Annotated in this window: 19 protein-coding genes and 1 pseudogene; 8 read left to right on the forward strand and 12 right to left on the reverse strand. The window is 67.7% G+C overall.

Features of this window, described 5'->3' with window-relative positions; all coding sequences use genetic code 11:
• Positions 1–96: 96 nt before the first annotated feature.
• On the reverse strand, positions 97–2,067 hold the full coding sequence (locus AB0J64_RS42850) for a right-handed parallel beta-helix repeat-containing protein (RefSeq protein ID WP_364041139.1): 1,971 nt from the start codon (positions 2,065–2,067) through the stop codon (positions 97–99).
• 350 nt (positions 2,068–2,417) lie between these two features.
• Here AB0J64_RS42850 and AB0J64_RS42855 point away from each other — a divergent pair, with 350 nt between their 5' ends.
• Complete coding sequence (locus tag AB0J64_RS42855) at positions 2,418–3,206, forward strand: hypothetical protein (RefSeq protein WP_364041141.1); 789 nt, start codon at positions 2,418–2,420, stop codon at positions 3,204–3,206.
• A gap of 46 nt (positions 3,207–3,252) precedes the next feature.
• Here AB0J64_RS42855 and AB0J64_RS42860 read toward each other — a convergent pair whose 3' ends face one another.
• The 9 genes from AB0J64_RS42860 to AB0J64_RS42900 all read right to left on the reverse strand — a co-directional run bounded on the left by AB0J64_RS42860 (position 3,253) and on the right by AB0J64_RS42900 (position 14,261).
• Entirely contained in the window at positions 3,253–4,965 is a 1,713-nt protein-coding gene (locus AB0J64_RS42860) for a right-handed parallel beta-helix repeat-containing protein (protein WP_364041143.1), read from the reverse strand.
• 13 nt (positions 4,966–4,978) lie between these two features.
• Positions 4,979–5,170, reverse strand: a complete 192-nt coding sequence (locus AB0J64_RS42865) for a hypothetical protein (RefSeq protein ID WP_364041145.1) — start codon at positions 5,168–5,170, stop codon at positions 4,979–4,981.
• Positions 5,167–6,948, reverse strand: a complete 1,782-nt coding sequence (locus AB0J64_RS42870) for an alpha-galactosidase (protein WP_364041147.1) — start codon at positions 6,946–6,948, stop codon at positions 5,167–5,169. The genes AB0J64_RS42865 and AB0J64_RS42870 overlap by 4 nt, the downstream gene beginning before the upstream one ends.
• Complete coding sequence (locus AB0J64_RS42875) at positions 6,945–7,808, reverse strand: carbohydrate ABC transporter permease (protein ID WP_364041189.1); 864 nt, start codon at positions 7,806–7,808, stop codon at positions 6,945–6,947. Before AB0J64_RS42875 ends, AB0J64_RS42870 begins: the two co-directional genes overlap by 4 nt.
• Entirely contained in the window at positions 7,798–8,859 is a 1,062-nt protein-coding gene (locus AB0J64_RS42880) for a sugar ABC transporter permease (protein WP_364041149.1), read from the reverse strand. Before AB0J64_RS42880 ends, AB0J64_RS42875 begins: the two co-directional genes overlap by 11 nt.
• 36 nt (positions 8,860–8,895) lie before the next feature.
• Positions 8,896–10,146 carry an extracellular solute-binding protein gene (locus AB0J64_RS42885; protein ID WP_364041151.1) on the reverse strand — a complete coding sequence of 417 codons (1,251 nt, stop codon included), beginning with the start codon at positions 10,144–10,146 and terminating at the stop codon, positions 8,896–8,898.
• 23 nt (positions 10,147–10,169) lie between these two features.
• Complete coding sequence (locus AB0J64_RS42890; protein ID WP_364041153.1) at positions 10,170–11,345, reverse strand: hypothetical protein; 1,176 nt, start codon at positions 11,343–11,345, stop codon at positions 10,170–10,172.
• A gap of 532 nt (positions 11,346–11,877) precedes the next feature.
• Positions 11,878–12,873 carry a LacI family DNA-binding transcriptional regulator gene (locus AB0J64_RS42895; protein WP_364041155.1) on the reverse strand — a complete coding sequence of 332 codons (996 nt, stop codon included), beginning with the start codon at positions 12,871–12,873 and terminating at the stop codon, positions 11,878–11,880.
• Positions 12,874–13,424: 551 nt separating this feature from the next.
• Positions 13,425–14,261: a helix-turn-helix transcriptional regulator gene (locus AB0J64_RS42900; protein WP_364041157.1), complete on the reverse strand. Its 837-nt coding sequence runs from the start codon at positions 14,259–14,261 to the stop codon at positions 13,425–13,427.
• Between the two features lie 128 nt (positions 14,262–14,389).
• Between AB0J64_RS42900 and AB0J64_RS42905 the strand changes: the two genes are divergently transcribed.
• Positions 14,390–15,604, forward strand: a complete 1,215-nt coding sequence (locus AB0J64_RS42905) for an MFS transporter (RefSeq protein ID WP_364041159.1) — start codon at positions 14,390–14,392, stop codon at positions 15,602–15,604.
• 849 nt (positions 15,605–16,453) lie between these two features.
• Here the strand turns inward: AB0J64_RS42905 and AB0J64_RS42910 are convergent.
• A pseudogene (locus AB0J64_RS42910) lies at positions 16,454–17,083 on the reverse strand (hypothetical protein).
• A gap of 234 nt (positions 17,084–17,317) precedes the next feature.
• On the opposite strand from AB0J64_RS42910, the gene AB0J64_RS42915 reads away from it, so the two are divergent.
• The 6 genes from AB0J64_RS42915 to AB0J64_RS42940 all read left to right on the forward strand — a co-directional run bounded on the left by AB0J64_RS42915 (position 17,318) and on the right by AB0J64_RS42940 (position 24,363).
• A complete protein-coding gene (locus AB0J64_RS42915; protein ID WP_364041161.1) occupies positions 17,318–18,700 on the forward strand; it encodes a PLP-dependent aminotransferase family protein in 1,383 nt (460 codons plus the stop codon).
• A gap of 501 nt (positions 18,701–19,201) precedes the next feature.
• Positions 19,202–20,530, forward strand: coding sequence for a class II 3-deoxy-7-phosphoheptulonate synthase (locus AB0J64_RS42920; protein ID WP_364041163.1), 1,329 nt, complete (start codon positions 19,202–19,204; stop codon positions 20,528–20,530).
• Between the two features lie 26 nt (positions 20,531–20,556).
• Positions 20,557–21,732 carry an FAD-binding oxidoreductase gene (locus tag AB0J64_RS42925; protein ID WP_364041191.1) on the forward strand — a complete coding sequence of 392 codons (1,176 nt, stop codon included), beginning with the start codon at positions 20,557–20,559 and terminating at the stop codon, positions 21,730–21,732.
• A 51-nt stretch (positions 21,733–21,783) separates the two neighbouring features.
• The gene (locus AB0J64_RS42930) at positions 21,784–22,716 is read left to right on the forward strand and encodes a hypothetical protein (protein ID WP_364041165.1); all 933 of its coding nucleotides are present in this window, start codon (positions 21,784–21,786) and stop codon (positions 22,714–22,716) included.
• A gap of 49 nt (positions 22,717–22,765) precedes the next feature.
• On the forward strand, positions 22,766–23,944 hold the full coding sequence (locus AB0J64_RS42935) for a cytochrome P450 (protein ID WP_364041167.1): 1,179 nt from the start codon (positions 22,766–22,768) through the stop codon (positions 23,942–23,944).
• Positions 23,945–24,075: 131 nt separating this feature from the next.
• Positions 24,076–24,363, forward strand: a complete 288-nt coding sequence (locus AB0J64_RS42940) for a hypothetical protein (RefSeq protein ID WP_364041169.1) — start codon at positions 24,076–24,078, stop codon at positions 24,361–24,363.
• 73 nt (positions 24,364–24,436) lie between these two features.
• On the opposite strand, the gene AB0J64_RS42945 is transcribed toward AB0J64_RS42940, so the two are convergent.
• Positions 24,437–24,796 carry a hypothetical protein gene (locus tag AB0J64_RS42945; RefSeq protein ID WP_364041171.1) on the reverse strand — a complete coding sequence of 120 codons (360 nt, stop codon included), beginning with the start codon at positions 24,794–24,796 and terminating at the stop codon, positions 24,437–24,439.
• Positions 24,797–25,181 lie beyond the last annotated feature (385 nt).

The following is a 25,181-nucleotide window of genomic DNA, read 5'->3' on the forward strand; positions in this document are numbered from 1 at the left end:
GGACCGGCGCGACGGGGCCAGTCAGAAGACGAAACCCCCGAACCCGTAGGTTCGAGGGTTTCCGATGTCCTGAGACATCACATTCAGGTCTTCTGCTCAGGCATTCCCGGGACGGATTGCCACGTCATCGATCTGGAACGCCGGTCCGGCGGTGCTCGCGTTCCAGACAAAGGTCCAGTCGACGCGGGTCGCGCCCGCGGGCGCGGTGAACGTGCCGGCCGCCTCGGTCCAGGCGGTCTTCCTAGCCAGGGAGATGGCGTCGGTACGCAGCACCGTGCCGGACTCGTCGCGCCACCGCACATTCCACGTGACGGCAGGCATGGTCGCCACGGCCTCCCGGTACCACAGCGACACGTGGTAGCTCGTACCGGCGACCACACCGCTGTATCCGGGGTAGTTGTCAAGCGCCACCGCGCTGCCGGACGCCTGGGCGCTGGTCATCTGCAGCGAGCCTGTGCCACCATGCGCGCCGCCGGTCTGGTGCGCCACAGCGGCCCCGTACCACGGGGTGTAGGGCGAGGTCGTCGAGCCGGACTCGAAGTCCTGCTCGGCGATCGCCGGCGGGGCGGGGGTGCCACCGTCGAACGTGCTGCCGGCGTCCTGGCCGTACTGGGGGCCGACCCACAGACCGGGCACGATGCGATTGCCCATGTCGGTGACCCTGAACTGCCACGGTCCTGTGTAGGTGTTGTCGTGCCAGGAGTTGTGCGACCCGTGGACGATCGACTGCTGGATCACGGCGCCCTTGTACGGGGACCAGTCCGGGTACGTACCCCAGTTGGACAGCAGGGCCATGTGCCCGCAGTACTGCGTCGGGCAGCCGCCGTTGACGGCGCTGGGGTCGAAGGCGAACGTGTTGTGGTGGATGTCGACGTTCTTCGTCCACCAGCGGCAGTCGGTGTAGAGCGGCTCGCTGGCGATGGCAGGAGCCGAGCACTGTGAGGTCTTGGTCGGTCCGACGATCAGCGTGCAGTCGCCGGTCGTCGAGGCCGGGCTGTTGCAGAACCGGTCGGCGTTCGCCCACGCGGTGATCCCGCCCCAGTTGTTCTCGAGCACGTTGCCGGTGATCTCGATCTTGCTGGTCCGCGCTTTCACGCGGGGCTCACCATCCGCCTCGGACAGGTAGATCGCCGCTTCGGGGAACGGGTCGCCCTTCGCTGCCCGCTCGGCACCGGAGGCCCAGGCGTTGCCGCGGATGGTGTTGTTCCGGATCACGACGTTGTAGCTGATCTCGTAGAAGATCCCGAGCGAGTCGTTGTCCTCGATGAGGTTGCCCTCGATGAGGAAGTCGTTGTTGTTGGTGTCCGCCCAGACCCCCGGCCCGTGGTTGCCGTGGATCCAGTTGCCGGTCACGTCGGCGCCGTTCACCGCCCAGAACTTCATGCCACCGGTACATCCGCACCCAGGGATCTGGTGCTCCCAGTCCTCGGTGTTGTTGCCGGTGAACTCGTTGTCCGCCACTACCAGGCCGGTGATGGTGTTGCCGTTTTTGTACGCGTTCAGGCCGTACTGCCCGTTGTCCTTGAGGCAGTTGCCACGGATCTTGTTCGCGGCCCCGGCCATCAGCCCCGCGCCGGAGTTGTTGCGGATCGTGTTGTGCTCCACGACCCAGCCATCGCCGGAGTCGTGGTTGACGACACCCTGATCGTGTGGCGCGACGAACCCGGTGATGGTCAGGTAACGGATCGTGACGCCGGTCGCCTGCTGGGTGAACGCGAACAGGTTCAGCCCCTGCCCGTCCAGCACCGCGCCGGGCGCGCCGATGAACGTCGCGCCGTTGCCGGGCATGATCTGGGAATACGTGTCGGTGCCCAGCGTGTGCTTGCCGGTCTCGAAGTAGTACGTGGTGTTCGCTTTGCGTAAGTCTAAGCCGCTGTTGTCGCCCGCAGGGACCACGACCGCCCCGGAGGGCGGTGTGGTCGGGCCGTTCAGCGACGAGCTGCCGCAGACCGCCGCCGTTGCCGTCGTCGAATTGGTTGCCCGATCGACCGCGCCACTCGCCGGCGTCGCGCCGCCCATGACAACCGTGGCGAGGGCCACCAGCGCCATTGGCCAGGTTCTTCGCATGCCTGTTCTCCTCCAGCCTTGGCCGCACTCGACTGCCAGCCGTCGCCGCTGTAGCCAGAGCTTGCGCCTATCATCAAGATCAAACGCTGAGAGAGTACTGCAGGGCCGATACCGGCGTCCTGCTGATCAGGGACAGCGATGGACATCACTGTGGCTCTTCCGGTGACCCGGCCATGATCCGGGCCGGCCGTCCACGAAACCATCCCTGATGGGCCTCCAGCTGAAAGTTTCCCCAGCCACAGCCCCTCCACCAGCGCCGTTAGCGGCGGCCATCGCCGCGCACCCTCCCCCGATCGCCGGATGGCGTACCTTACTCCCGCTCACCCACATCCGCGTCAAAGGGAGTCGTCGTGCGTACATGGTTGGTCCGCGCCGTTGTGTCTTTCCTGATGGTGCCGCTGACGGCCGCTCCGGCGGCCTCCACCGCCTCGGCTCAGACGGACGCGCGTACGTGCGTGAAGGCGAACCTGCTGTTCTGCGAGGACTTCCAGGCCATGCCCGTCGGCGGCGCGAGCAGTCTCCGCTGGGGAATCGACACCAAGCATGGCACGCTCACCGTCGAGCGTGGCGGGCGGCGGGGGCAGAAGGTGCTGCGTGTGCACACCGAAGGCAATGGCCGCGCGTTCCTGAAGGTGGACGAGTTCGCCGCGCCGGGCAACAGCTTCTACGGTCGCGTACGGTTACGGGTCGGCGCGTTCCCGACCGCGCCGGACTGGGCGCACTACACGCTGGTCGAGGCGACCGGCGACGGGCCCGAGATCGTCCGCCCGCTCGGCGGCCAGTACGCCCCGCCGCCCCACGGCGGAGCCGCGTACTGGGGCGTCGGCGCCGACGGCGGCCCCACCGGGGACTGGACGAACTGGCAGACCACCGCGCCCTCCGTCGCCGGGACCTGGACATGTGTGGAGTGGCACATGGACGCCCGCGACAACCGGATCTCGTTGTGGTTCGACGGGGTGGCCAAGCCGGAGCTCACCGTGTCCACCCGGGAGCACGGCGGCAACCCGGTGGACTTCGTCTTCCCGCGGTTCGACACGATCAAGCTGGGCTGGCAGCTCTACCAGGAGAACCCGACCCCCGCCGGCTACGACATGTGGATCGATGACATCGCGCTGAGCAGCCAGCGAGTGGGCTGCTGACCTGCGGGCAGCGTCCGCCCGCTGCCGGGCTCCACCGGCAGAGCCGTCATCCGAGCTCGGTGACCCTCAACGTCGGCTCATCGATGTCCACGTCCGTGCACGACCGGAGGACGACGTCCCATCCCTCCGGCCCGGAGCGCACGATGCTGTTGTCCCTGAAGCGAATGCCCTGGGTGCTCTTGGCGTAGAGCGCCGGGACGTCACGGAGCACGAAACGATTTCTTTCGACGACGACGCCGCGGTGAACCGGGTGCGCGGAGTCGGTCCGCGCGTTCCGCGGATCGACGAAGACGGCCGGCCCACCCGGTTCGATGAACTCGTTCCCGCGGACGATCAGATCGCGTACCGGCCCGGACTCCCACCATTCGTCGGCGTCGCCTGAGACGTAGACCGCGGCCATTCCCGGGCGTTCGAACCGGTTGTCCTCGATGAGCACCGGACGCCGCGTGGTCACGAGCACGGCGCGCGTGGGCACGTCCCGGAAGACGTTGCGGGCGATGTGCACGGCCGGCGTCCGGGTCACGTTCTCCACCGCGGCCCGCCCGGTGAGGTCGCCGGGAAGCTCGGAGCCGACGGTCAGGACGATGACCCTGAGCGGGTGGGCGCGGTCCCGCCCGCTCGGCTGCCGTACACGCTCCACCGTCGCGGTCGCGATCGCCTGGAGCGTCTCCCGCTCCACGATCTCGATCAGGTCGCCGGGCGAGAACTGCGGGAGCCCGGCCGTCTCCGGATGCGCGTACTCGAGCACCAGCGTGCGGCGATCAGGCTGATCGGCGATGCGGAGGTAGGTGCCGTGCACATTGATCGGGTCGTCGTGCGGCCCGTCAAAGAGGCAGTCGCGAACGGCCGCGACTCCCGAGCATCCGGAGAACTGGACGAAGTCGGCGAAACCCGCCGAGTGCCGCCCGCTGCCCGGTGGGCTTCGGAACTCGCAGCCCTCGATCGTGACGTCACGGCTCGCCTGCGCCACGACGCCGAAGCCGTGCAGGAACCGGAAACGCAGCCCGGACAGCGTCACGCCGGAGCTGTCGAGCACGAGCGCGCCGGGATGATCACGTGTCGTCAGGCGCATCTCATAGACGACACCGAGGTCGGCCGGTTCCTCACTGTGGTCGTAGTCGATCCGGAGCTCGCGGTCCCCCACCGCCTTGATCGACCAGACGTCGTCGAAGAGCGGGTTCGGGCTGCGCCACGTCCGGCCGGACGGATCATGGATCTGCGTGTACTCGAGCGCATCACGGCCCTCCCAGGCGACGGCGCCCGAGCCGAGGGCCTCACCGTGCCAGCGGATCGAGTGTCCTTCGACGGAGAACAGCGTGACCTCGGGCACCCGGATCACCCGGTATGCCCGCCCCGCCTCGACGCCCGCGTCCACGACCGTGGCGTCGACGACCGTCGGCACCGCGAAATCGAACTCGAGTCCCTCGACGCGCACCCGCCGCGAGTCGATGACGGCGAAGGTCGTCTGGAGCCCATGAAGGAGGATGCGAGCGCCCTCCCCCGAGATGACGAGATCGTCTATCGCCTCGACGAGTACGGCGATCGTCTTCTCGCGGTACCGCGGATCGTCCCCCACGGTGTTGGAGACGTAAAGCTCACGACGTTGTGCGCCGTCCGGCCAGAAGTGATAGTCCCCCGGAGGGAAACGGAGGACCACCGGCCCCGCCACGGCGCCGGCGGCCAGGAGGGCCGCCGCGACCGCGGGCGCGGCATCGGAGCGGCTGCCGGGAGCCGCCCCGAAGTCGGTGACGTCCAGCATCGCCGGCACCGGGCTAGACCCCCTCGCCGGCGAGATCGAGCACAAGCCGTGTGTGCGCGGCACGGCACTGCGCCCGCGGGCGCACGGCGGCCTCGATGCGCAGGCTTCCCTCGGGTACGGTCAGACGCAACCTGTTGCCGTTCTCCTGCGGGACGACGTACGGGGTCTGCGCCTCTGTGAACGTCGTCGCGGAGATCTCCGTCATGTCGAGGGCATCGATGAAAGGGCCCGGCGCAACCGGGCGAGCCCGCCGGAGGGAATGGCCAGCGCGTGGGGCCCGGAGGCCAGGACGATGTCCCCGTCGACGACCCGCCGCCCCCTGGCGTCCCAGATCTCCAGGCCGGCGCTGACCTCGTCCCCCTCGTTCAGCAGGATCGGGGAGCTGTCGTCGGCATTCGCGACCAGCAGTTCCGTCCAGTCGCCGGCCGGAATCAGGATGGCGTGCGGCGCGTACCTCGCGACGAAGTGCCGGCCGCCGTCGTGAACGCGGGCCACCGGGTACATCAGTTCGGGGCGCTCAGGCACCAGCCGGCCGTGCAGCAGCAGGTCGCGGTGCTCGCGCCAGACACCGAGCCAGAACGTGAGCGCCTCGGACTGGCCACCTGGAAGCCGCGTCAGGTCCACGGAAACCTGCGGCACGCCCAGCAGTGCGTTGATCAGATGATGGGCCACCCGCTCAGGGCTGTCACCCTCGGCCCACATGATCGGGTCGCTGTGGATCGGCGTGCCCGGCCGGCTCAGGCGGAGGTCGAGAATGCCGACGCGGTTCTGGACCGCGTTCAGCGGGCAGTCGCCGACGCGGATCATCGAGGCGTGGCGGGCGGGCTCCGGATGCACGTACGGCTCGCGGAACTCGATCAACGGCTCGACTCCGAGCCCGCGCAGCCTGTCGACGATCTCGGACACGGTGTCGACGGCCGCGGCCACGGACCCCGGCGCCCCCTGGTCCTGGAACTCCTCCAGGAAATCGAGCTTCAGGCCGTCGGCCGCCGTCCGCGCGATGATCTCCTCCATCCGCCCGACCAGGTAGGCGCGAGTGAAGGGGTCTCGCGGGTCGAGAACCTCCGCCTCCAGCTCGGGTCTGTCGCGCAGCGTCGAGAGCCCCAGGTCGCGGCTCTTCGCCCGATAGCCCAGGAACGGTGTGCCGATCCACCACACGGTGCGCAGCCCTCGGGCGCGTAACGCTTGGACCAGGCCGGCCGCATCGGGGAACTTGTCCTCCGCGACCTCCCAGTCGCCGCACGATCCGTATCCCCTGCCGTGCGAGTTCGTCTGCCAGCCGTCATCGACGATCACGGTGCCGAACCCCATCGCGGCCGCGCGATCGGCCTGCGCGAGTACGGTGGCGGCCGTGACGTGCTGGTGCGCGAAGTACCAGGTGCACAGGACCGGGTCCTCGGCCCCCGGCGCCCCGCGATGGCCTGCCTCCCCCTGGAGCCAGCGCCCCGCCTCGGGAACGGCTTCCGCGAAGGTGCGGCCGGACACGTCCAGGAGCAGCCGCACGTCACCCGTCGTGCCAGAGCCGCCGACGGCGATCTTGATCACAAAGTCGGCGGTCTCCTCCACCAGACCGGCCAGCACCTGGGTCTCGCTACGGCCGGTGTCGGCCGCGTAGACCAGACGGGCGACGTCGCGCGAGCCGAGCAGAGCCCCGAGCGGAATGCCCCGCAGGGCGGTCACGTCGACCGCCTCCCCCCACGATGGCGGGATCGTCGCGTGCGGCACGGTGCTGCCCGGGCGCCACCACGCGCCCGCATCGGTCGCGGGGATCGTCACGGTGAGACTGAGCGGCTCGCCCAGCGTGCTGAACACGACCTCGAAGACTCCGCCCCGCAGTTCGCGCACGTCACCCGGCCGCGTCGCCCGCAGCAGGAGCCCTGCGCAGGAGTGATCGGCGCCCAGGGGGACAGGCGCCTCAGGCTCCGAGTGGGTCCACCCCGGTAGCCAGGAGGCACCCGTGGCGGGCATTTCGATTTCCGTCATTTGATCCCCGTGAATGATATGCCGCCGATGATGTGACGCTGCGCGAAGAAGAAAAGAAGAACGCACGGAAAGGTCACCACCAGGGTGGTGGCCATCAGCAGTGGAGTGTCCGTGCCGTGCACGGACTGGAAACCTGCCAAGGCGAGCGGAAGCGTCTTCCACCGATCCGTCGAAAGGTAGATCGCGGCCTGGAAGAAGTTGTTCCAGTAGGACATGAACTGCAACACCGCGGTCGCGATGACGATGGGCCGGGAGAGCGGCAGGTAAATCGAGAACCAGATGCGGAACCAGCCTGCGCCGTCGATGAGGGCGGCGTCCGTCAGCGCGTCCGGCAATCGCAGATAGAACTGCCGGTACAGGAAGATGAAGAACGAGGAGCCGAAAAAGGTGGGGACGATGATCGGCCACAGCGTGTCGATCATGTCGAGGTTCTTGAAAAGAATGAACTGCGGAACGATCGTCACCTCCCCGGGAAGCAACATCGTCGACAGCACGATCGCGAACAGCACCCCGGAGCCCCGGACCCGGATCCGCGCGAACGCGAACCCGATGAGCGACGACGAGAAGACCACCGCGACGACCGGGACGAGCGTGCTCAGCAACGAGTTGCGCAGGTAGGTCCAGAACGGGAACGAGCCGAGACCGTCGGAGAAGTTGGACCACTGCCACTGGACGGGCCAGAGCGACACCCCTGCCTGCGACACGCCCGCCTGCGTCCGCAGCGCGGTCGCGATCATCCAGAGGAAGGGGTAGACGAAGACGACGGACCCGACCACGAGCAGCGTGACCGCGAAGACCCTCGGCCCGAGCGGCCGGGGTCGCGCCCCTTCCGCCCTCACCGCTCCCGCGCTAGCTGACATGGACACGCCGCCTCCGCTCCCTCGGCCGTTGCGATTCGTAGTAGACCCAGAAGGCGCTCCCCCGGAACACCAGCGCCGTGAGCACCATGATCATGCCGAACAGGATCCAGGCCAGCGCGGATGCGTATCCCATCTGGAAGAAGGAGAACGCGTTCTGGTACAGGTACAGGACGTAGAAGAGGAGCGAGTCGGACGGGCCGCCCCCGTTGTGCGTGACCACGTAGCCCTGGGTGAAGGTCTGCATCGCACCGATGAGACCCGTGACCACGTTGAAGAAGATGACGGGGCTCACCTGGGGAAGCGTGATGTGCCACAACGAGTGCCGGCGCCCGGCGCCGTCGATCTCGGCCGCCTCATAGAGGCTCTTCGGCACGTCCTGCAGCCCGGCGAGATAGATGATCATGTTCCCGCCGACCGTCCAGAGGCTCATGAGAATCACCGCGGGCAGAGCCCAGTCGGCGTCGAAGAGCCACTTGGGTCCCTCGACGCCGAACAGGCGGAGCAGCCCGTTGACGAGGCCGTAACTGGGGTTGAAGACCCAGATGAACAGCACGGCCTGGGCCACTCCCGTCACGAGCGAAGGCAGGTACCAGATGGTCCGGAACACGTTGACCCCGCGGACCCGGACGTTCATCAGGAGCGCGACACCCAGGGAGAGCACCGTCTGCAGGGGGACGCTCACGACGGCGTACGTCAGAGTGACCTTGATCGCCTGACCGAGCGCGGGGTCCGAGAGCGCTTGCTTGTAGTTGGCGAGCCCCGTGAACTTCGCCGGATCGATCAGGTCCCAGTCCATGAATGACAGGACCAGGGAGTACACCATCGGCCCACCGGTGAAGATCAAGAAGCCGACGATCCACGGAGAGACGAAGAGCCAGAACGCGGCGGTGTTCCGCGAGATCCAGCGCGCCCGGAGGGCGCCCCACAGACCGGCGCCGATGAGGCCGAACACGATGGCCAAGATGATGACCAGGGAGAGGATGGGCCTGAGCCCCTCGTCGACGTGCAGCCGTTCGAGGAGTCCCGCAAGCCCGTCCACGATGCCTGACATGCCGCGATCCCCTCTACGCAATCCGCTCGGCGACCGTCACTGCGCCGCGTCCAGCAACTTCTGGCACTCGGCCTGGAGCTGCGGCAGCACGACGGCCGGATCCTCGGTGCCGGAGCCGATCGCGGTGCGCGAGTTCAGGTCTTTCGAGAAGGCGCTCTCGATCCGCACCTTGTCCTTGACGGCGGGCGTGGTCACCGCGTTCGTGACGGCGTCGATGAAGGCCTGCAGGTTCACCTTCGGGGCGATGGCTTTGAAGGCGTCGAGCGATCCCTGGATGACGGGGATGCCGAGCGCGGACGTCGTCGTCGCCAGCAGGTTCTGCGCGTCGGGGGTCGAGCTCATGAACTTCGTGAACGTCTTCGCCGCGGCGGTCTCCGCCTCGCTCGCGTCCTTCGAGATGCCCAGGCTGTCGACCTCCATGGGCTCGCCCTTGCCGGGCATCGGCACGATGAGGAACTTCGAGGTGTCCAGCGCGGCGATCTTGGCGATGTTCCACGGACCGAAGTCGGGCAGCATCGCGACCTTGCCGTCGGCGAGCCACTGGAACATGTCCTGACCCTGGGCGTCGGCCTGGTTGGGCGCGAAGCCGCCGCTCTTCACGGCGTCCACCACGGTCCGGGCGGCGCGGATCCCGTCGGGGTTGCCCATCGTGCACTGCTTGCCGTCCGCGCTGTAGTACGAGCCGCCCTCCGCGATCAGCCAGCCGTCGTACCACAGGGGCGCGGAGCCGTAGACCTTCTTCGAGTCCGATCCCGACGTCAGCTTCTTGGCCGCGGACACGAAGTCCGCGGTCGTCATCGGCGTCGTGCCGGACGGGACGGCGATGCCGGCCTTGTCGAAGGCGTCCTTGCCGACGGCCATGACCTTGCTCTTCGCCACGAAGGGCACCGCGTGGTCGGCCCCGCCGAACGTCCCCGCCTTCTGGACGGCCGGCGAGTAGTAGACGCTCTTGTCGACCTCGACCTGCTTGAAAGCGTTGGCGAAGCTCGGCAGTGAGGTGTCGGAGATCTCCGCCACGGTCGGGGCGTCGCCGCCGGCGATCGACGTCTGGAGCTTCTGCTCGTAGTCGCTCTGGATCCAGTTGGGCTCGACCTTGATCGTCGGGTTGGCCTTCTCGAACGCCGCGATCATCGCCTTCATGGTGGCGGCCTCGTCGGTGGTCCCCCAGAAGGCATAGCTGATCGTGGTAGTCCCGGCCGAGCCTCCCCCAGCACCGGTCTCACTGCTACACGCGGCGAGCGCGAGGAACGAGGCGGCGGTGACGGCGGCGAGTGCCTTTCGGTGCAAGGGGGGTCTCCTTTTTCAGTGATCTATCGCTGCGCGCGGAGCACGACGACGCTGCCGTCGGCACCTGCGCGTACGCGTGAACCGTTCGGCACGTCAACCGTGGTGACGTGCCCGTTGTCCCAGGTGGACGTCCAGGTCACGCCCGGTCCGCCGGTCACCTCGAACTCGGTGGCCTCCCTGGCCTCGTGCCGCAGCCTGACGACGGAACCACCGACCGGAACTTCTCCGACCTCGATCCACTCCCCGGCCGGAAGATGCGAGCGGGTGTGGACGACGCCCTCCTGGGCGCCCGGCTCCAGCCCGGTCAGGCCGACCGCGACGTGGGCGACGTGCGTGAAGGGGACCTCCGGATAGTCCGCCCTGGAGCCCGCCAGGTATCGCATCCACCGCAACGCCTCGTCGTCCCACCCGTACCGGAAGAACGCCTCAGGAAGGTAGGTGAAAGCCTCGATATTGGACGGCGGCGTCGCCGCGAGGCCGGATCGGAGGAAGCCGAGATGCGCGCTCGAGCGCTGGTCGTCGCGCATGATCCCCTTGAGCGCGGGGAACCAGGTGCTCTCCAGCCGGAACCCGCCGGTCGGCCCATCGGCGGTGAAGCCCGCAGCGTAGTGCTGGTCGCCGGGCAACCACCATGATGTGGAGAAGTGCTCATCCAGGTGCTCGGCCCGCGCACGATTCCACGCGGCGAACTCCTCGTCGAGCACCGTACCGGTGACGGAGCCGAGCGCCAGGTGCGCCGCCCATTGGCTCGCGATCCCGTCGGCGGCGACCAGGAGGTGCGGTGGCCGCTCCACCTCGTTGTAGGTCGCCGTCCCGCGGAAGATGTCCCCGCTGCCGCCTTCGCCCGCGACACCCGTCCCGAGGGGATCATGGGCGTCGACGAACGACGTCATCGTGTTGCGCACGAACGCCGCGATCTCCGGAGCGAGCAGGAATCGGTCGTCCGCCGTCCAGCGATATTGCTCGACCGCCTTCTCGACGAGTTCGAACGGCGCCGGGACCTCTCGTACGAAGTCGTCATCCGAGTGGTAGTCGATGGCGGCCGGCGTGCCGTCGAACTCGAACGCCCACAACGGATACCAGCCGCGGGCGGCGTTCGACGATCCGGCGAAATGCCGGAGCATCGAAAGGTTCTCCGCGTCCAGTCCCAGCAGATGCGCGCCGAGCATTTGGTGGGCGAGGTCTCTCGAATAGAACATCGGCCGGTCCGTCAAACCGGCCCAGTAACTCGGGAGATATCTCGGATCCCGTCCGGTCTGAACCCACTCATGCGAACGATGTGACGCCCAAATGAAAGATTCGACAAGATCGTGCATGCTCGAATCAACCTGAAGGTGCCATGGTGGGTGATTTTGATCGGCCCGTTTGGCGCGCTTCGCAGGCGGTGACTGCCTCGTCATGAAAACCGAGTGTTACATACACGTCATAAACACGTCAACAGCAAGGCAAAACAGGGCGTCACAAGACGGCAACACGCTCAAGGAGCCCGCGTCACGGGCGACAGGGCGGGCCGATCGTGGTCCCGGCACGAGTCACACAGCCCGCCAGGGCGGCAGGCAGCCCCCATCGTCCGGGCAACCAGCAGCGGAGGACACATCCCGCGAGCAGGTACGATCGCCGCCGATGCCATCACGCTGGCGGCATCGGGCGAATCCGGTGCATCCGGGGCATCCGGTGAATCAGGCGATCAGCGAGCGGCAGCGGATCAGCCTGTTGAGCCGCGATCGGCGACTATGCGCGTGGGGCGGCCGTCGAGCCGCGAATGATCAGCTCGGGGTCGAACATCAGCTCCCCCGCCGGCACCGGCCGCCTGTTGACCAGATGCACCATGGTGGCGGAGATCGCCTGCGCGATCCGCTCGATCGGCTGCCGGACCGTCGTCAGGGGCGGATCGACGAATCCCATGATCTGGGAGTCGTCGTATCCGACGACGGACACGTCGCCGGGCACGGACAGACCGCGGCGCCCTGCCGTACGGATCGCCCCTAGGGCCATGTAGTCGCTCGCGGCGACGATCGCGGTCGCACCCTGGTCGAGCAGGGTCTCGGCGGCCGACATTCCACCCTCGACGCTGTACACCTGGCGCGCGACGAGTCGCCGGGGGTCATTCACGCCATGTGAGCTCATCGCCTCGACGAAACCGTCGAGGCGCCGCTCGCTGGGCCGGTTGCCCACCGGGCCGACGATCATGCCGATGTCGCGGTGACCGAGGTTCCACAGGTGGTCGACGGCCAGCGCCGCCGCCACTTTGTCATTCGTGGAGAAGCTGGGGGCCGGGACGCCCTCGATCGCGCCGTTCATCGAGACGATCGGGATCTGGCGTTCCATCAGCAGCCGGTACGGCGCCGGGTCCGCGCCGATCAGGGTGTTACTCGCCGAGGCGAAGACCGCGCCCGCGATGCCCAGATCCATGGTGGAGGTGATGAAGTCGATCTCCTGCAACCCGCCCACCGTCGTGGAGCACACGACGGCCTTGAACCCCTGGGGTGCCAACGCCGACTCGATCAGCTCGCAGAGCCGTCCGAAGAAGGGCTGGGCGAGGCCCGGGGTCAGGACGATGACGAGCTGGCTCTGTCCTCCGCGGTCGTATCCCAGCTCGCGGATCGCGTCCTCCACGACACGGCGCGTGCTGGCGGCAACCACACCCCGACGGTTGAGCACACGGCTGACGGTCGCTTCGCTGACCCCGGCACGAGCGGCGACGTCACTGATTCCGACCTTGGCCATAGCTCCCTTTTGATCGATACCGACGACGCGTGATGTCACTATACGGCCAGACCTACTGCGCAGGCAGTTCGGTCACACCGCGGCGATGATGTCAATCCTGGACCTGCCGTGACGGCGTGCCCGCTGACCAGGCAGAGATGCTGTTGGCCGGCCGAGGGCCGTTTCCGTGGCACGGCGGCGGTCGCAACGGGTGGCCGGACTCCGGACGGCGATGCCGAGGAGCAACGCCGGGACGGGTGGCGGGTCGACCCTATCGGCGCCTACATCAGGGCGCCACCGCCTGTTCCCCCTGTACCGGTCCATCGAGTTGCGCGGGCTTCGCCGGGGCCAGGCTCGTGGAGACCGATCCCTTCAAGCCATCCGGCCCCGCAATCGCCACCTTTCGCGGCGAAGCGGGGCCTCTGCTCTTCCCGCAGCAGCCGAGGACAGCGAATGGATCATGGCGTGTGCAGGGTTGGACACGCGAGCACGCACGGAGCACGGCGGCGTCCTACGGGCGCACCGTGGCTCCTCTTTCTTCGTGCGAGGAGAGTGCCGCGCTCGCCGTGTTGTCACGAGATGGACCGGAGCCGGCCGTGGGATTGGCGCCGGAGCTGGTCGATGGCCTGGGCCGTCTGGTCGTCGGCCGGGAGAAAGACGACGATTTGCTGGGCCTCCGCGGGCAGCTCAAGCGTCTCACGAAGCAGTCGCAGCTGGTGCCCGGCCGGGTGGTTGAGCCGGAGAACGCCACGTCGCGGCAGCACATGACGCTTCAGGCGGCGGGTGAAGTCAGGCCCGGCGATGGGTGTGAGCTCCGCGGTGAGCCACTCGAGATTCTCGAGAGATGGTGCCTGCCACAGGTCGAAGGCCTGCTCGTCCGCGATGTCGTCCCAGTCGACGAAGAACGTCCGGGCGCGGGGGTCGGTGAACAGGAAGCGGTTGAGGTTCGGACGGGCGGCGTCGAGCAGTCCGGTTCCGCTGGTGACCAGCTGGTAGCCGCTGGTGTGGGCGAGGACGTCGCCCAGCCGGTTGGTCACGATGGCGACGCCGGGTTCGAGGAGGTGGAGTGTCTGCAGGACGGACGGTCGTACGCGTCGGGACGGCGGCACGGGCCGGATGTGGACGGAGCACTCGTCGCGGGTGATCTTCGCGAGATAGCGCAGGTGGTTGCGCTCCGAAGGGCTGAGGCGGAGCGCGTCGGCGAGGGCGTTGATGACCGCCGGCGATGGATTGCGGTCGCGGCCCTGCTCGATGCGGGTGAGGTATTCGACGCTGATGCCGGCCCACGTGGCGAGCTCCAGTCGGCGCAGACCCGGTGACCGGCGGCGGCCGCGGTCCGGCAGTCCACGGGATTCCGGCTGGATGCTGTCGCGCTTGGCCCGGATGAAATTCCCCAGTGGTGTCCCCACGCCGACAGGGTACCGGGCCGTCCATTGACAGCACAGTGCCGCATCGCGCGGTGCGGAGGGTGGCCCTCCGGGGGCTAGCCTGAGCACGGCCTGGCTGTCGGCCACGGTGCGGCTTGATCGTGGTGTGCATGGAAAATACGTCGAGGCGGCGTTCCGGTCAGGCGTTGCTGATATGGGGGCTGCTTGTGGTGGCAGCGAACCTGCGGGCGAGTCTGACCGGCGTCGGGCCGTTGCTGGATCAGGTGCAGGCTGATCTGGGTCTGGCCCCGGCCGTGGCGGGCCTGCTGAACACACTGCCATTGCTGACGTTCGTGGTGCTGTCCCCACTGGTGCCTCAACTGGCCGCGCGGTGGGGAGCCGAGCGGCTCCTCGGGGGTGCGCTCGTGGTGCTGACGCTGGGGATCGCGCTCCGGTGGGTGCCGACGGCAGTCGGTCTGTTCGCGGGAACCGTGCTGATCGGGGCGGGCATCGCCGTGGGCAACGTGCTGCTGCCAAGCCTCATCAAGCGGGATTTCCCCACCAAGGTGGGATTGCTGACCAGCGCCTATGCCACTGTGATGGGCGGTGTCGCCGCAGTGGCGTCCGGGGTGGCGGTGCCGATCAGTGAGGTCGCCCCCGGCGGTTGGTATACCGCGCTGGGTTGCTGGGGCTTGTTCGCGCTGGTGGCTGTCCTGCTGTGGCTTCCTCAGATGCGGGCTCCGCGGCGTGCCGCGCAGGCGATTCGCAGCCAACGGTTGCCGTGGGGTTCTGGGCTGGCGTGGGCGGTCACGGCGTTCATGGGACTGCAGTCGCTGGGCTTCTATGTCGTGGTGACGTGGCTGCCCCAGGTTTTCCAGGACAACGGCATGAGTGCGGCCACCGCGGGATGGCTGCTCTTCCTGTTCCAGGCGGTCGCGGTGCTGACCAGCCTGGCGGTGCCCGGCGCGATGCGGTGGGCGGGTAACCAGCGCGCGCTGGCGACGATCTGCTCGGCAGTCATGCTCCTCGGCTACCTTGGACTTTTCGTGGCGCCGGGACTGGCGTTGCTCTGGAGTGTTGTCCTCGGGTTGGGCGGCGGAGCCTGCCTCGTGCTCGCGTTGGCCTTCATCAGCCTGCGCGCCCAGGACGCGAGCGTGGCGGGCGCGTTGTCGGCGATGGCGCAGTCGATCGGTTACCTCCTGGCCGCCGTGGGGCCGGTGGTTTTCGGGCTGCTGCACACGGTGAGTTCCGGCTGGAAAGCACCGATCATGTTGATGTGCGTGGCCGCGGCCGGCCAGACGATCGTCGCACTGGTGGCCGGCGCGGGCACGGTGCGCTCAGCCTCCGGCCAGATGGCTGAGCGCGTCCCGACTCCCGGGCACTGATCCATCCGGGCAGGGAAACTGGGTACGCCATGAACTCGGGGCAGGGCGTTGTCAGATAAGCATGCTCACCAAGATCATCGATGGAGCTCACACAAACCCGCGGGCGCGAATGGCCGAGGTGAACCTGGAGGCTCTTCGGCGTCGGGCCGAGCCGCGTGTACCCGGACGGCACCCGGCGGCGTCCGGCTGATCGCGGACGTGAAGCACGTCCGGCAGCCGGATCATCGGGGTGAACGTACGGGATCCGGCCACGTCCCGTATCGATCGGCACACCCGTGCCCGGCTGGCCGTCTGGACACCGGGCGATGTGGTCATCGCCGAACATGGCGTACGGGGCCCGGCCGATGTCGAAGCGTACGCCATGGCCGGCGCCGGCGCGGCTCCTCGTCGGGTCGGCGCTTGTCATCGACGCTCGGCCCGCCGATGCGGTGGCCGCGATGCTGGAGCAGCGCGGCGGAAGAACGTGACGCGACCGGGCGCGAGGACTACCGGACGGTGGTGGCCGACGCGTTCGTGAGCGAGCCACCGGACCACACCGGCCACTTCGCACGATCCGGCGGGCTGGTCGTGCCCGAGGCCATGCCGGCCGCGCTGTCCGAGCCGAGGACCGCCGCCGCGGACGAGGCCGGGATGGCGTTCGTGCGTCACCTGCTCCACTCCACGGGCCTGACGGCGGTGGCCGGGTTCGCCGGGGATCTCGCCGACGGCCTCCGTTCACCCGATCGGTGGTGTCATGCTCTCGGCCAGTTCGGTGGTCACCATGACTTACAGGTTGAGGATCACCGCGGTGGACAGCAGGACGGTGTCAGGGACGGTGCCGCGTGTGCCCGCGACGATCCCCGGTGTGATCTACGCGTTGTGTGCCGGCCGGTGGCCGCGCGGGGAATCCGGCGCAGCCGATGGAATGCCGAGATCACTCGGGTCGGATGTCTCCTGGGGCAGGGTCCCGGCGCGCACAGTCCGCACCCGGGACGTGGTGGTGACCGTCAGTTCGCCGAGCCCGTCATCACCATGGAAGACGAGCACGGAGCGCCCACGACGGGCCAGAACTCCGGCGACGATCGGAGCCATCCGGGCGACGCCGGCGGCGGCCGTGCCAAGGGCCGCGGGCGTCAACGGGCCGATGAAGATCGTCGGCACGCCGAGTTGTCCGCGTGCCGCGGCAGCGTGGCGCATCGCGGAGATCTAGAGGGCGAGACCCATCTCGGCGAGCACCCGCCGCACCGCCGCCGGCCGAAGATCGACGGCAATGCTCGGCTCCTTGAGCAGGTCCGCCGAACCGTACGCCGAGGACGCGGAGCGGTTGCCGCGCTTGACCACCCGCGCGTCCGCCACCGCGGCGACGATCGCCGAAACGGTGGAGATGGGTGCGCTGATGCCGACGATGTCCAGCAGCGGTCGGTCGGCACCGGCCCTGACCCTGGTTGTCCGTGAGCGCCGAGAGAATCTCCGCCCATCGGTCTCCGAGTCGTGTCGAATGTGCGGTTTCCTGGCCGGTCAGCGCCGCTCCATCACAGTTTCTTCGCTGTTCTTTCGCTGTTCTTTCGCTGTTCTTTTGCGTCAAGGTTCCAGCCGGCAATGGCGCCGGACGAGTCCATTTCACGCCCCGTGGCGCTCAAGAGGTGAGCGCCCAGGGAAAGTCAACACGGAAGGAAAATCGCGGGGCTCCGTGCGGAATACGCGCTGAACGGAAAGTAAGCGCCGGGGGGAAGAATGTTACCGATCACCATCGACCGGAAGTCGCGGCTGCCCATGACCGCGCAGATCCAGTCAGCCATCCGCGGACGGATACAGGACGGCACCCTGCATCCAGGTGTCCGGTTGCCATCGAGCCGCGATCTCGCCGAAGACCTCGGGGTCTCCCGCAGCGTCGTGGTCCAGGCCTATGGACAGTTGATCGCCGAAGGCTATCTCCGGGCCACTCAGGGGTCGGGCACCAGGGTGGCGACCCATCTGCCTCGTCTTGGCCGAGCCGCACTCGAGCCGATCAGAAGCGCGGAAGCCCGTTTCGACCTGCGGGTCGACGCGACAAGCACGGTGTTGTTCCCCTCACGTGAATGGCTGCAGGCCTACGAGCACGTGGGGCTCTCGATCGGTGAGCCCGGTCCGCAGCGGCACCCCCTCGGCGTCCCCGAGCTCCGAGCCGAACTCGCGGCATACCTTGGCCGTTCGCGGGGAGTCCTGGCCACCGCCGCGGAGGTCGCCGTCACCGCGGACTTCGACCACACCGTCGGCGTGGTGTGCCACGTCCTGCGCGAGCTCGGGGTCGACCACATCGCCGTGGAGAACCCCGGCGCGCCCTGGCAGGCCAGGCTCGCCGAACATGCCGGCCTGGCCGTGACCGGTGTCCCCGTGGACGGCGAGGGCATCGACGTCGACGTGCTCGAGCGGTCGGGGGCGCGCGCTGTGCTGGTCACACCGGTGTCGCAGGTGCCGACAGGGGTCGCGCTGTCACCGGACCGACGGGAGGCGCTGCTGCGCTGGGCCGCCGACGTGGACGGCTGGGTGATCGAATACGACCGGGACGGGCATCTGTGGATCGGCCCCGGCAGTGGCCCGCTCGCCCTCCAACGGCATCGTCCGGAACGGGTGATCTACGTCGGGGCGACGGGGGCCCTGCTCGGTCCCTGCATACGGCTCGGCTGGGCGGTGGCGCCGGCCTTGGTGGTGGACCGGCTGGGCCGGATGCAATTGGGCGCCCCGGACCCGCTCACCCAGCTGACATTCACCCACTTCGTCTCGTCAGGCGTGCTGGACCAGCACGTTCGACAGGTCCGGAGCGTCTTCCGGGCACGGCGCTCCGCGCTGCGGGACGCCGTCGAGCAGCACCTGCCGGGCGCCAGGATGAGCGGCGTGCCTGCCGGTACGCACGCGTACATCCAATGGCCCTACGGAGTCGACGACGTCCGGCTGGCCGCTGCCGCGCGGGCGAGGTCGGTTCTCGTGCATCCCGGCAGGCACTTCCAGCTCGGCCGTCGGCCGTCCGCCCCCGGGGTGGTCGTCGGCTACGGCGCGGTGCGCAGCGGCCGGCTCCCGGAGGCCATCGGTGTGCTCGCCGCCGCGATGCGCCAGGTCACCGGGTTGCTCGCGTCGTGAAACGTCATTGTGACGATGCTCTCCGGAGGGAACCGCACGCCCCCGGTGCGCAGGCCCGGTGACGCGGCCCCATCAGGTGGGCGGCCCCCATCGTGGCCAGGATTCCGTCCCGTTCCCCCTTCGCCTCTGACAGGGTGACCGGCTCCACGTGGAATACCGGCGGTCGCCCGGCGACGGCGCGCGGTGGCTGATCGTACGGACGCGCACACAGCACGTCCTGGATGTGCGGTCGGCGGCTTCGTCCGCGCCCGTCGGGCCGCGGCGCGTGGCGCCCCGGTCGCCGGCACAGCTCCGTTTCGCACCAAGAGCGCGTTCGCGGTGGTACGCGCGGGCACCGTGACGTCCAGTAATTACGCCATTCCGGAGATCGCACAACTCCTTTGTCGAGTGCAAAGACAATTAAACTCCGCCATAGTTGACCAGACCAGTTGATGCCCGACTGACCGGACCACTCGGCACATTCATTGCCAGCCGGTGAGACATTGTGATGACCTGCCGTCCGTGACGAATTCCGAATTACTCGTCTCCTGGCGTGACGCGCCCGCGACGCATCAGCCGGAGTGGCCGGACCGTGCAGCCCTGGGGGACGTGCTGGCCAGGCTCTCCGCCGCGCCGGGTCTGGTCACGCCGAGCACATGCGACAGCCTGCGCTCCCGCCTGGCGGCGGTGGCCGACGGCGAGGCGTTCGCCTTGCAGGGCGGCGACTGCGCGGAGACGTTCGACGGTGTGACTCCGGACGCCATCCGCAACAAGACCAAGACCTTGCTGCAGATGGCTGTGATCTTCACCTATGCGATGGCGAGGCCGGTCGTGAAGATCGGCCGGATGGCGGGGCAGTACGCCAAACCGCGCTCCAGCCGCAGCGAGACCCGGGATGGCGTGACGCTCCCGGTGTATCTGGGCGACGCGGTGAACGGCTTCGACTTCGACCCGGCGGCACGCGTGCCGGACCCGGCTCGGCTGTGGCGGATGTACGAGGCTTCGCGCTTCACCTTGGACGTCGTGGCAGGCCACGCGCGCGACGGGTATGCGGGCCTGGATCAGTTGCACCGGTGGAACAGGGACTTCGTGGCGAGCTCGCCGGCAGGCGCCCGTTACGAGGAGTTGGCCTACGAGATCGACCACGCGCTGCGGTTCATGGGCGCCTGCGGGGTCCAACTCGACGAGCTGCGTTCGGTCGAGATCTTCGCCAGCCACGAGGGTCTGCTGCTGGACTACGAGGACGCGCTCACCCGCGTCGATCCCGACAGCGGGCTGACGTACGCCACCAGCGGCCACATGCTCTGGATCGGCGAGCGCACGCGCGCGTTGGACGGCGCGCACGTCGCCTACTGCCGGAGCGTCGCGAACCCCATCGGGGTCAAGCTCGGCCCGACGACGACGCCGGCCGAGGTCCGCTCCTATGTGGACATCCTCGATCCCGAGCGGCAGCCGGGGCGGTTGACCTTCATCACCAGAATGGGCGTGCGGCAGATCCGCGACCGGCTGCCGGAGCTGATCCGTGCCGCCCAGGAGGCCGGCGGGAAGCCGGCCTGGATCAGCGATCCCATGCACGGCAACACCTTCCTCGCGCCGAGTGGCCACAAAACCCGGCGCCTCGCCGACATTCTCGAAGAGGTGCGCGGATTCTTCGACGTCCATCGCGCGCTCGGCACCCATCCCGGCGGCATCCACGTCGAGTTCACCGGCGAGGACGTGACCGAGTGCATCGGTGGCGGCGCCGAGATCCTGGCCAACGACCTGCACCACCGCTACGAGTCCGCGTGCGACCCGAGACTCAACCGCAGCCAGTCTCTCGACCTGGCCTTCGACATCGCCGAGCTCCTGTGACCGTGAACCGGCGCGGGCCGGATTCGATGCCGCGATCGTGCTCCGCCGCAAGACATGGAGGGACAGTGAAAACCGTAGGTGTCGTGGGGACCGGCGTCATCGGAGCGTGCGTGGCCTTCTCCCTCGCGCAACGCGGAGTGCATGTTCATTGCGTGGAGCGCAGGCAACCAGGGGGCTTGACCACGGATGTCAGCTTCGCGCGATTGAGTGCCTACCAGCAACCGACATATCCGCGCTTCGAACTGAGCCACACCGGGATGATCGAACACGCACACTTCGCCAGGCAGTTCGCTTCCGCACCCTGGTGGCATCCCACCGGCAGTTTGGCGTGGAGCACTGACGCCGCCGGCGCGGGCGGCGCCGGCACCGGCGAGTCGTTCGTGGAGGTCGTCGATCGACTCAGCGCTTGGGGTTACCGTACGATCTGGCGCGACGCGGCCCAGGTGAACCGGGAGTGGGAGCCGGGCATCGCGTTCCCGCACGCTCGAACACCGGTGGTGCGCTTCCCTGACGAGGGTTGGATCGACGGGCCGAAACTGGTCTCCGTACTGATCGACACCGCGCAGCAGTCCGGCCATCTGAGGTTGTGGAACAGCGCGGTCGAGGAGATCGAGGTCCACGACGACCGGGTCGTAGCGCTCCGGCTGCAGAACCAGGACCGCATCAAGGTCGACGCCGTCGTCAATGCCGCAGGTCCGGAGGCCGTCACGGTGGCCGCGAAGCTCGGAGCTCCCATGCTCGGGGCAGTCGCGACGCGCAGCAGCCTCGTGATCGACCTCGCGACCGACGGTGATGCGGTGAAGCATGTCCTGCGCGGGGCAGAGGCGCACGTCAGGTCGGCGGGGCCGGGCCGCGTGCGGGTGCGATCCGACCAGGTCGATGCCGGTCTTCCCGCCGGAATCCGGTCCGAGCCCGGCGACGAGATCGTCAAGGACCTGTTGGAGCGGGCGTACCGTACGGTTCCGGCGTTGACGTCGTCCACCGTCGAGCGGACCCGCATCGGCACCGCGGTGTTCCCGGCGGACGGCCTCCCCAGCGTCGGCGCATTGTCCGGCGTCTGTGGCTACTACGAGGCGTTCGCCAACAGTGGCATCACTCTCGCTCCGTTCATCGGACGGACCCTGGCAACGCAGATCGTCACGGGGGAGATCCACCCCCTGTGGGCTCGCTGCTCGCCCGATCGTCTGCGGGCGGCGTCGTAAGGATTCTCGAGAAAGTAAGGCACGTCATCGCTTACATCAACTGGGGGATAGGTGTCTGCATATCCAGAGCTCAGGGAACTCATCACGAGGTACATCTCCGAGGAGCCCTCGGAGATCCAGAAGATGCGAACCGGAACGCTTCCCGACCTGCCCGGCTCGTACGATCAGTACTTCACCGCGTGGGATTTCGCGAACAGCATCGTCCGCGACTATTCCATGAATCTCTACCAGCTGGTGAGAATGGCGACGGACGAGAGTCTGTCCATCGATAACGTGCTCACGGTCTTCCGTACGTTGGATCCCATCTACAGCACCTTTCTCGGCTACAACGGCTTCCCGACGATGGCGGAGTACGCCATCAAGGTCGGGGAGCCCGCTGACGACCGCCGAGAGCTTGTGGACAGGCTGTCGACGTTCACCGAATACGCGAACCGGTTGACGGCCTGGTCGCATCATTACTTCCCGTGGCATGTCGGCGAGCACTATCGGTACGCCAGGAGCGATGTCGCGATGCGACCGAAGTACACGCCCGCACCGATCGTCACCGAGGACGATCCGCTCCGGCGCATTCCCATCAAGCTCACGTGGCAACCACTGGGGGTGGAGGTCACCGCCGAGCTTGCTTACGATCTCAACGAGCAGCTCTGCGTGGACTTCGTCAAGTCGCTGCCGTTCACGGTGCTGCAGGACCACGCGGTCGTCAGTGGCGAGTCCATGTACGCCTGGGCGCCGCTGGTGAGCGTGGCGCCGACGCCGGTACGGGAACGCATCTGCGACGCACCGGTCGGCAGGCTCCGGTTCAGCCAGGCGACGGGCAACAAACTCATCGTCCAGTACGGCCCCACCTCGGAGACGCTCAGCAGTCCCGTTCTGGGCAAGGTGGTCGACGATCACACCGGCAGGCTCGCCGAGGTCGGCAAGGCCGTGTGGGAGAGCACGTTTCGCACGAAGGAACACATCTGGCTCTCGGTCGAGCTCCTGTAGTGACCACCACATGTCAGGACGCGCGGCCGGCCGGAGAAAAGGTGAAGGCATGACGAGCACATCAAGCAAGCCGACCAGGGATCTGCTCTTTCCCGAGCTGAGCGACTCGATCGAGGAGCGGATCAGCTGGTTTCAGCAGATGCAGAAGAATGAGCCATTACGCTTCCGTCCGGAGTACAACCTCTGGGAGGTGTTCCGGTACGAAGACGTCAATCACGTGCTCAAGAATCCCGACACCTTCTCGGTGACCAACAAGACCCACATGGGTCTGCCGTTCTCCTTCGGCAGGGCCGACATACCGGAGCATCGCTTCCTGCGAGGCTTCGTCGCGCGATCGTTCGTGCCGGGCAACATCGAGAGCCGGGCGCCGGCATTCACGTCGATGGTCGACTCGCTGCTGGCGCCCGTCCTGACCGCCGGCAGGATGGAGATACTCGGCGAGTTCTGTTATCCGCTCATGGAACGCGTCGTCGGGGACATGTTCGGGTTGCGCATCACGGGCGCCGGCCGTTTTCGGGAGTGGTCCGACCAGATGTTCGGCCAGCTGATCGGGGTTCGTTCTCCGGATCACGCCGACGTGGTCGAGCTGTTCACGGAGCAGCTCAACGAGCGCAAGCGCAACCCGAGCGACGATCTGATGAGCGCCCTGCTCGCGGAGCGGAGCAAGGATGGACGATTGGCGGAGGAGAAAATCGTCCACATGTGCCTGGATCTGGCAACCGCGGGCAATGCCCCGCTCTCCCTCATGCTGGCCTACGCCATTGCTCGTTTCTGCTTGGATCCGGAGCTCTACCAGACGCTGCGGCGCGACCCCTCGCTCATTCCGGGAGCCATCGAGGAGATCCTTCGCTACGACTTCTCGTGGTTCAACCTGTGGCGCACGGCTCGGAACGACACCGTGCTGGATGGACGCGAGATCAAGGCGGGTCAGTACGTGGTGGTCTGGGACTCGTCGGCCAACTTCGACGAGAACTACTTCCCGCACGCGGAGCGATTCGACATCAGGCGCTCCCCGAACCCTCACCTGACCTTCGGGCAGGGCATGTACATCTGCCTTGGCCTGCCCCTGGTGCGGGTGTTGGGGCGGATTGTGCTGGAGCGGCTTGTCTCCTCATTCTCCGATGTCCGCTTCGATTCGGAGAGGCCCATGCGATCTCTGAATCAAATGAAGGACTATATCGTGTCACTTGATGTGGTCCTGACACCGTCGAACGCCACCGTTTCCTGACGTTCAGGCTGTCGGCCGCGCGCGCCCCACGGCAGGCGAAGTTCCCGGCCTCACCTCGCCTTCCAGGAACAGGACCCCGAGACACCTCGGGGTCCTTTCGCCGTTCCGGATGGCCCCGGAACCGCCGCGGTGTGGCGACCCTAGGACAGCTCCGCCTGCGGGCGACCGAGCCGAAGCGCGACTTCGCCGACACGTTCCTGCGCCGCAACGGCATCGACGACATGCTGATGGCGGCCACGCTGGGCCCGTTCCTGAGCCCGTACTTCAACGCGAACCCCGTACCGACCCCCCTGCGGAACCTCACCTCAGCCGAGCGCGACGTAGCCGAACCGGTGCTGCTCGGGCTGGGCCATGAGCACATCGCACGGCGGCTGAACGTCTGCGAGAGCGCGACGCGAGAAACACCTCCCCGAGCTTGATCGCCGATCCGGCCTCCAAGGAGCACGGCGAGCACTGGATGCTCAAATGACGTTCACCCATGCGGGATGACGATCATCGATCATCACCCCGTAGGGCGTCCTGCTCGCGGTCGCCCGATCCGTCGTCGAGATGCTCGCCCACTTCATGGTCGCTTGTGCGACAGGTGCCCTGCCGCCGAGCGCGGCCTGGGCGAGTTAACCGATCTGTGCGTGGCTGGTGCACGAAGTCGTTGATCGAGCGGAGGTTGAGCTGTCTGCCGACGTTGTGACCGGGCTCGTTGGCGGTGGCCTCTTTGGGTGCGTGACCGTCGAACGCGATTTCCAGACGCCAGCCATCACGCTGCAGGATGACCGTAGGGCCGGAGGATCGCGGGACGGTCTGCACATCCCAGCCGTGTCGGTTTGCCCGGTGGGCAAGTGCGTGTGGATTCACCGATTCGTACTCCTTGTTCGAACGGGGTTCCAGCGGAGTTGGTCTACGGGCCGTCACGGGACAGATGCGATGGGTAGGCGGTTGGTCGATCCCTTCTATCGAGGGGACGAGTGGAAGTCCGGTTTCGGTTCCATGGCGACCTTTGAGCAGATCGACAGCGGCCGCTTCCCTGCCGAGGTGTCGACCCTGAGACCGACACCCGGGCGCGGATGATCTCGTTCTCCGCCTCGCTGCACCACGCCAGGCCGAAGGCGAAGGCGGTCTCGTCCGCATGCCAGGTGGGGATGGACCGCCGGTAGGGCGGCCGGATCGTGCTGGTGGGTGACGCGGGACACTGCGCCGCGCCGAGGTCCGGCATGGCCGCCTCCCAGGCCCGCCGTCGCGA

Origin of the sequence: Nonomuraea sp. NPDC049695 (assembly GCF_040674955.1) — a bacterium.
Classification (GTDB): domain Bacteria; phylum Actinomycetota; class Actinomycetes; order Streptosporangiales; family Streptosporangiaceae; genus Nonomuraea; species Nonomuraea helvata.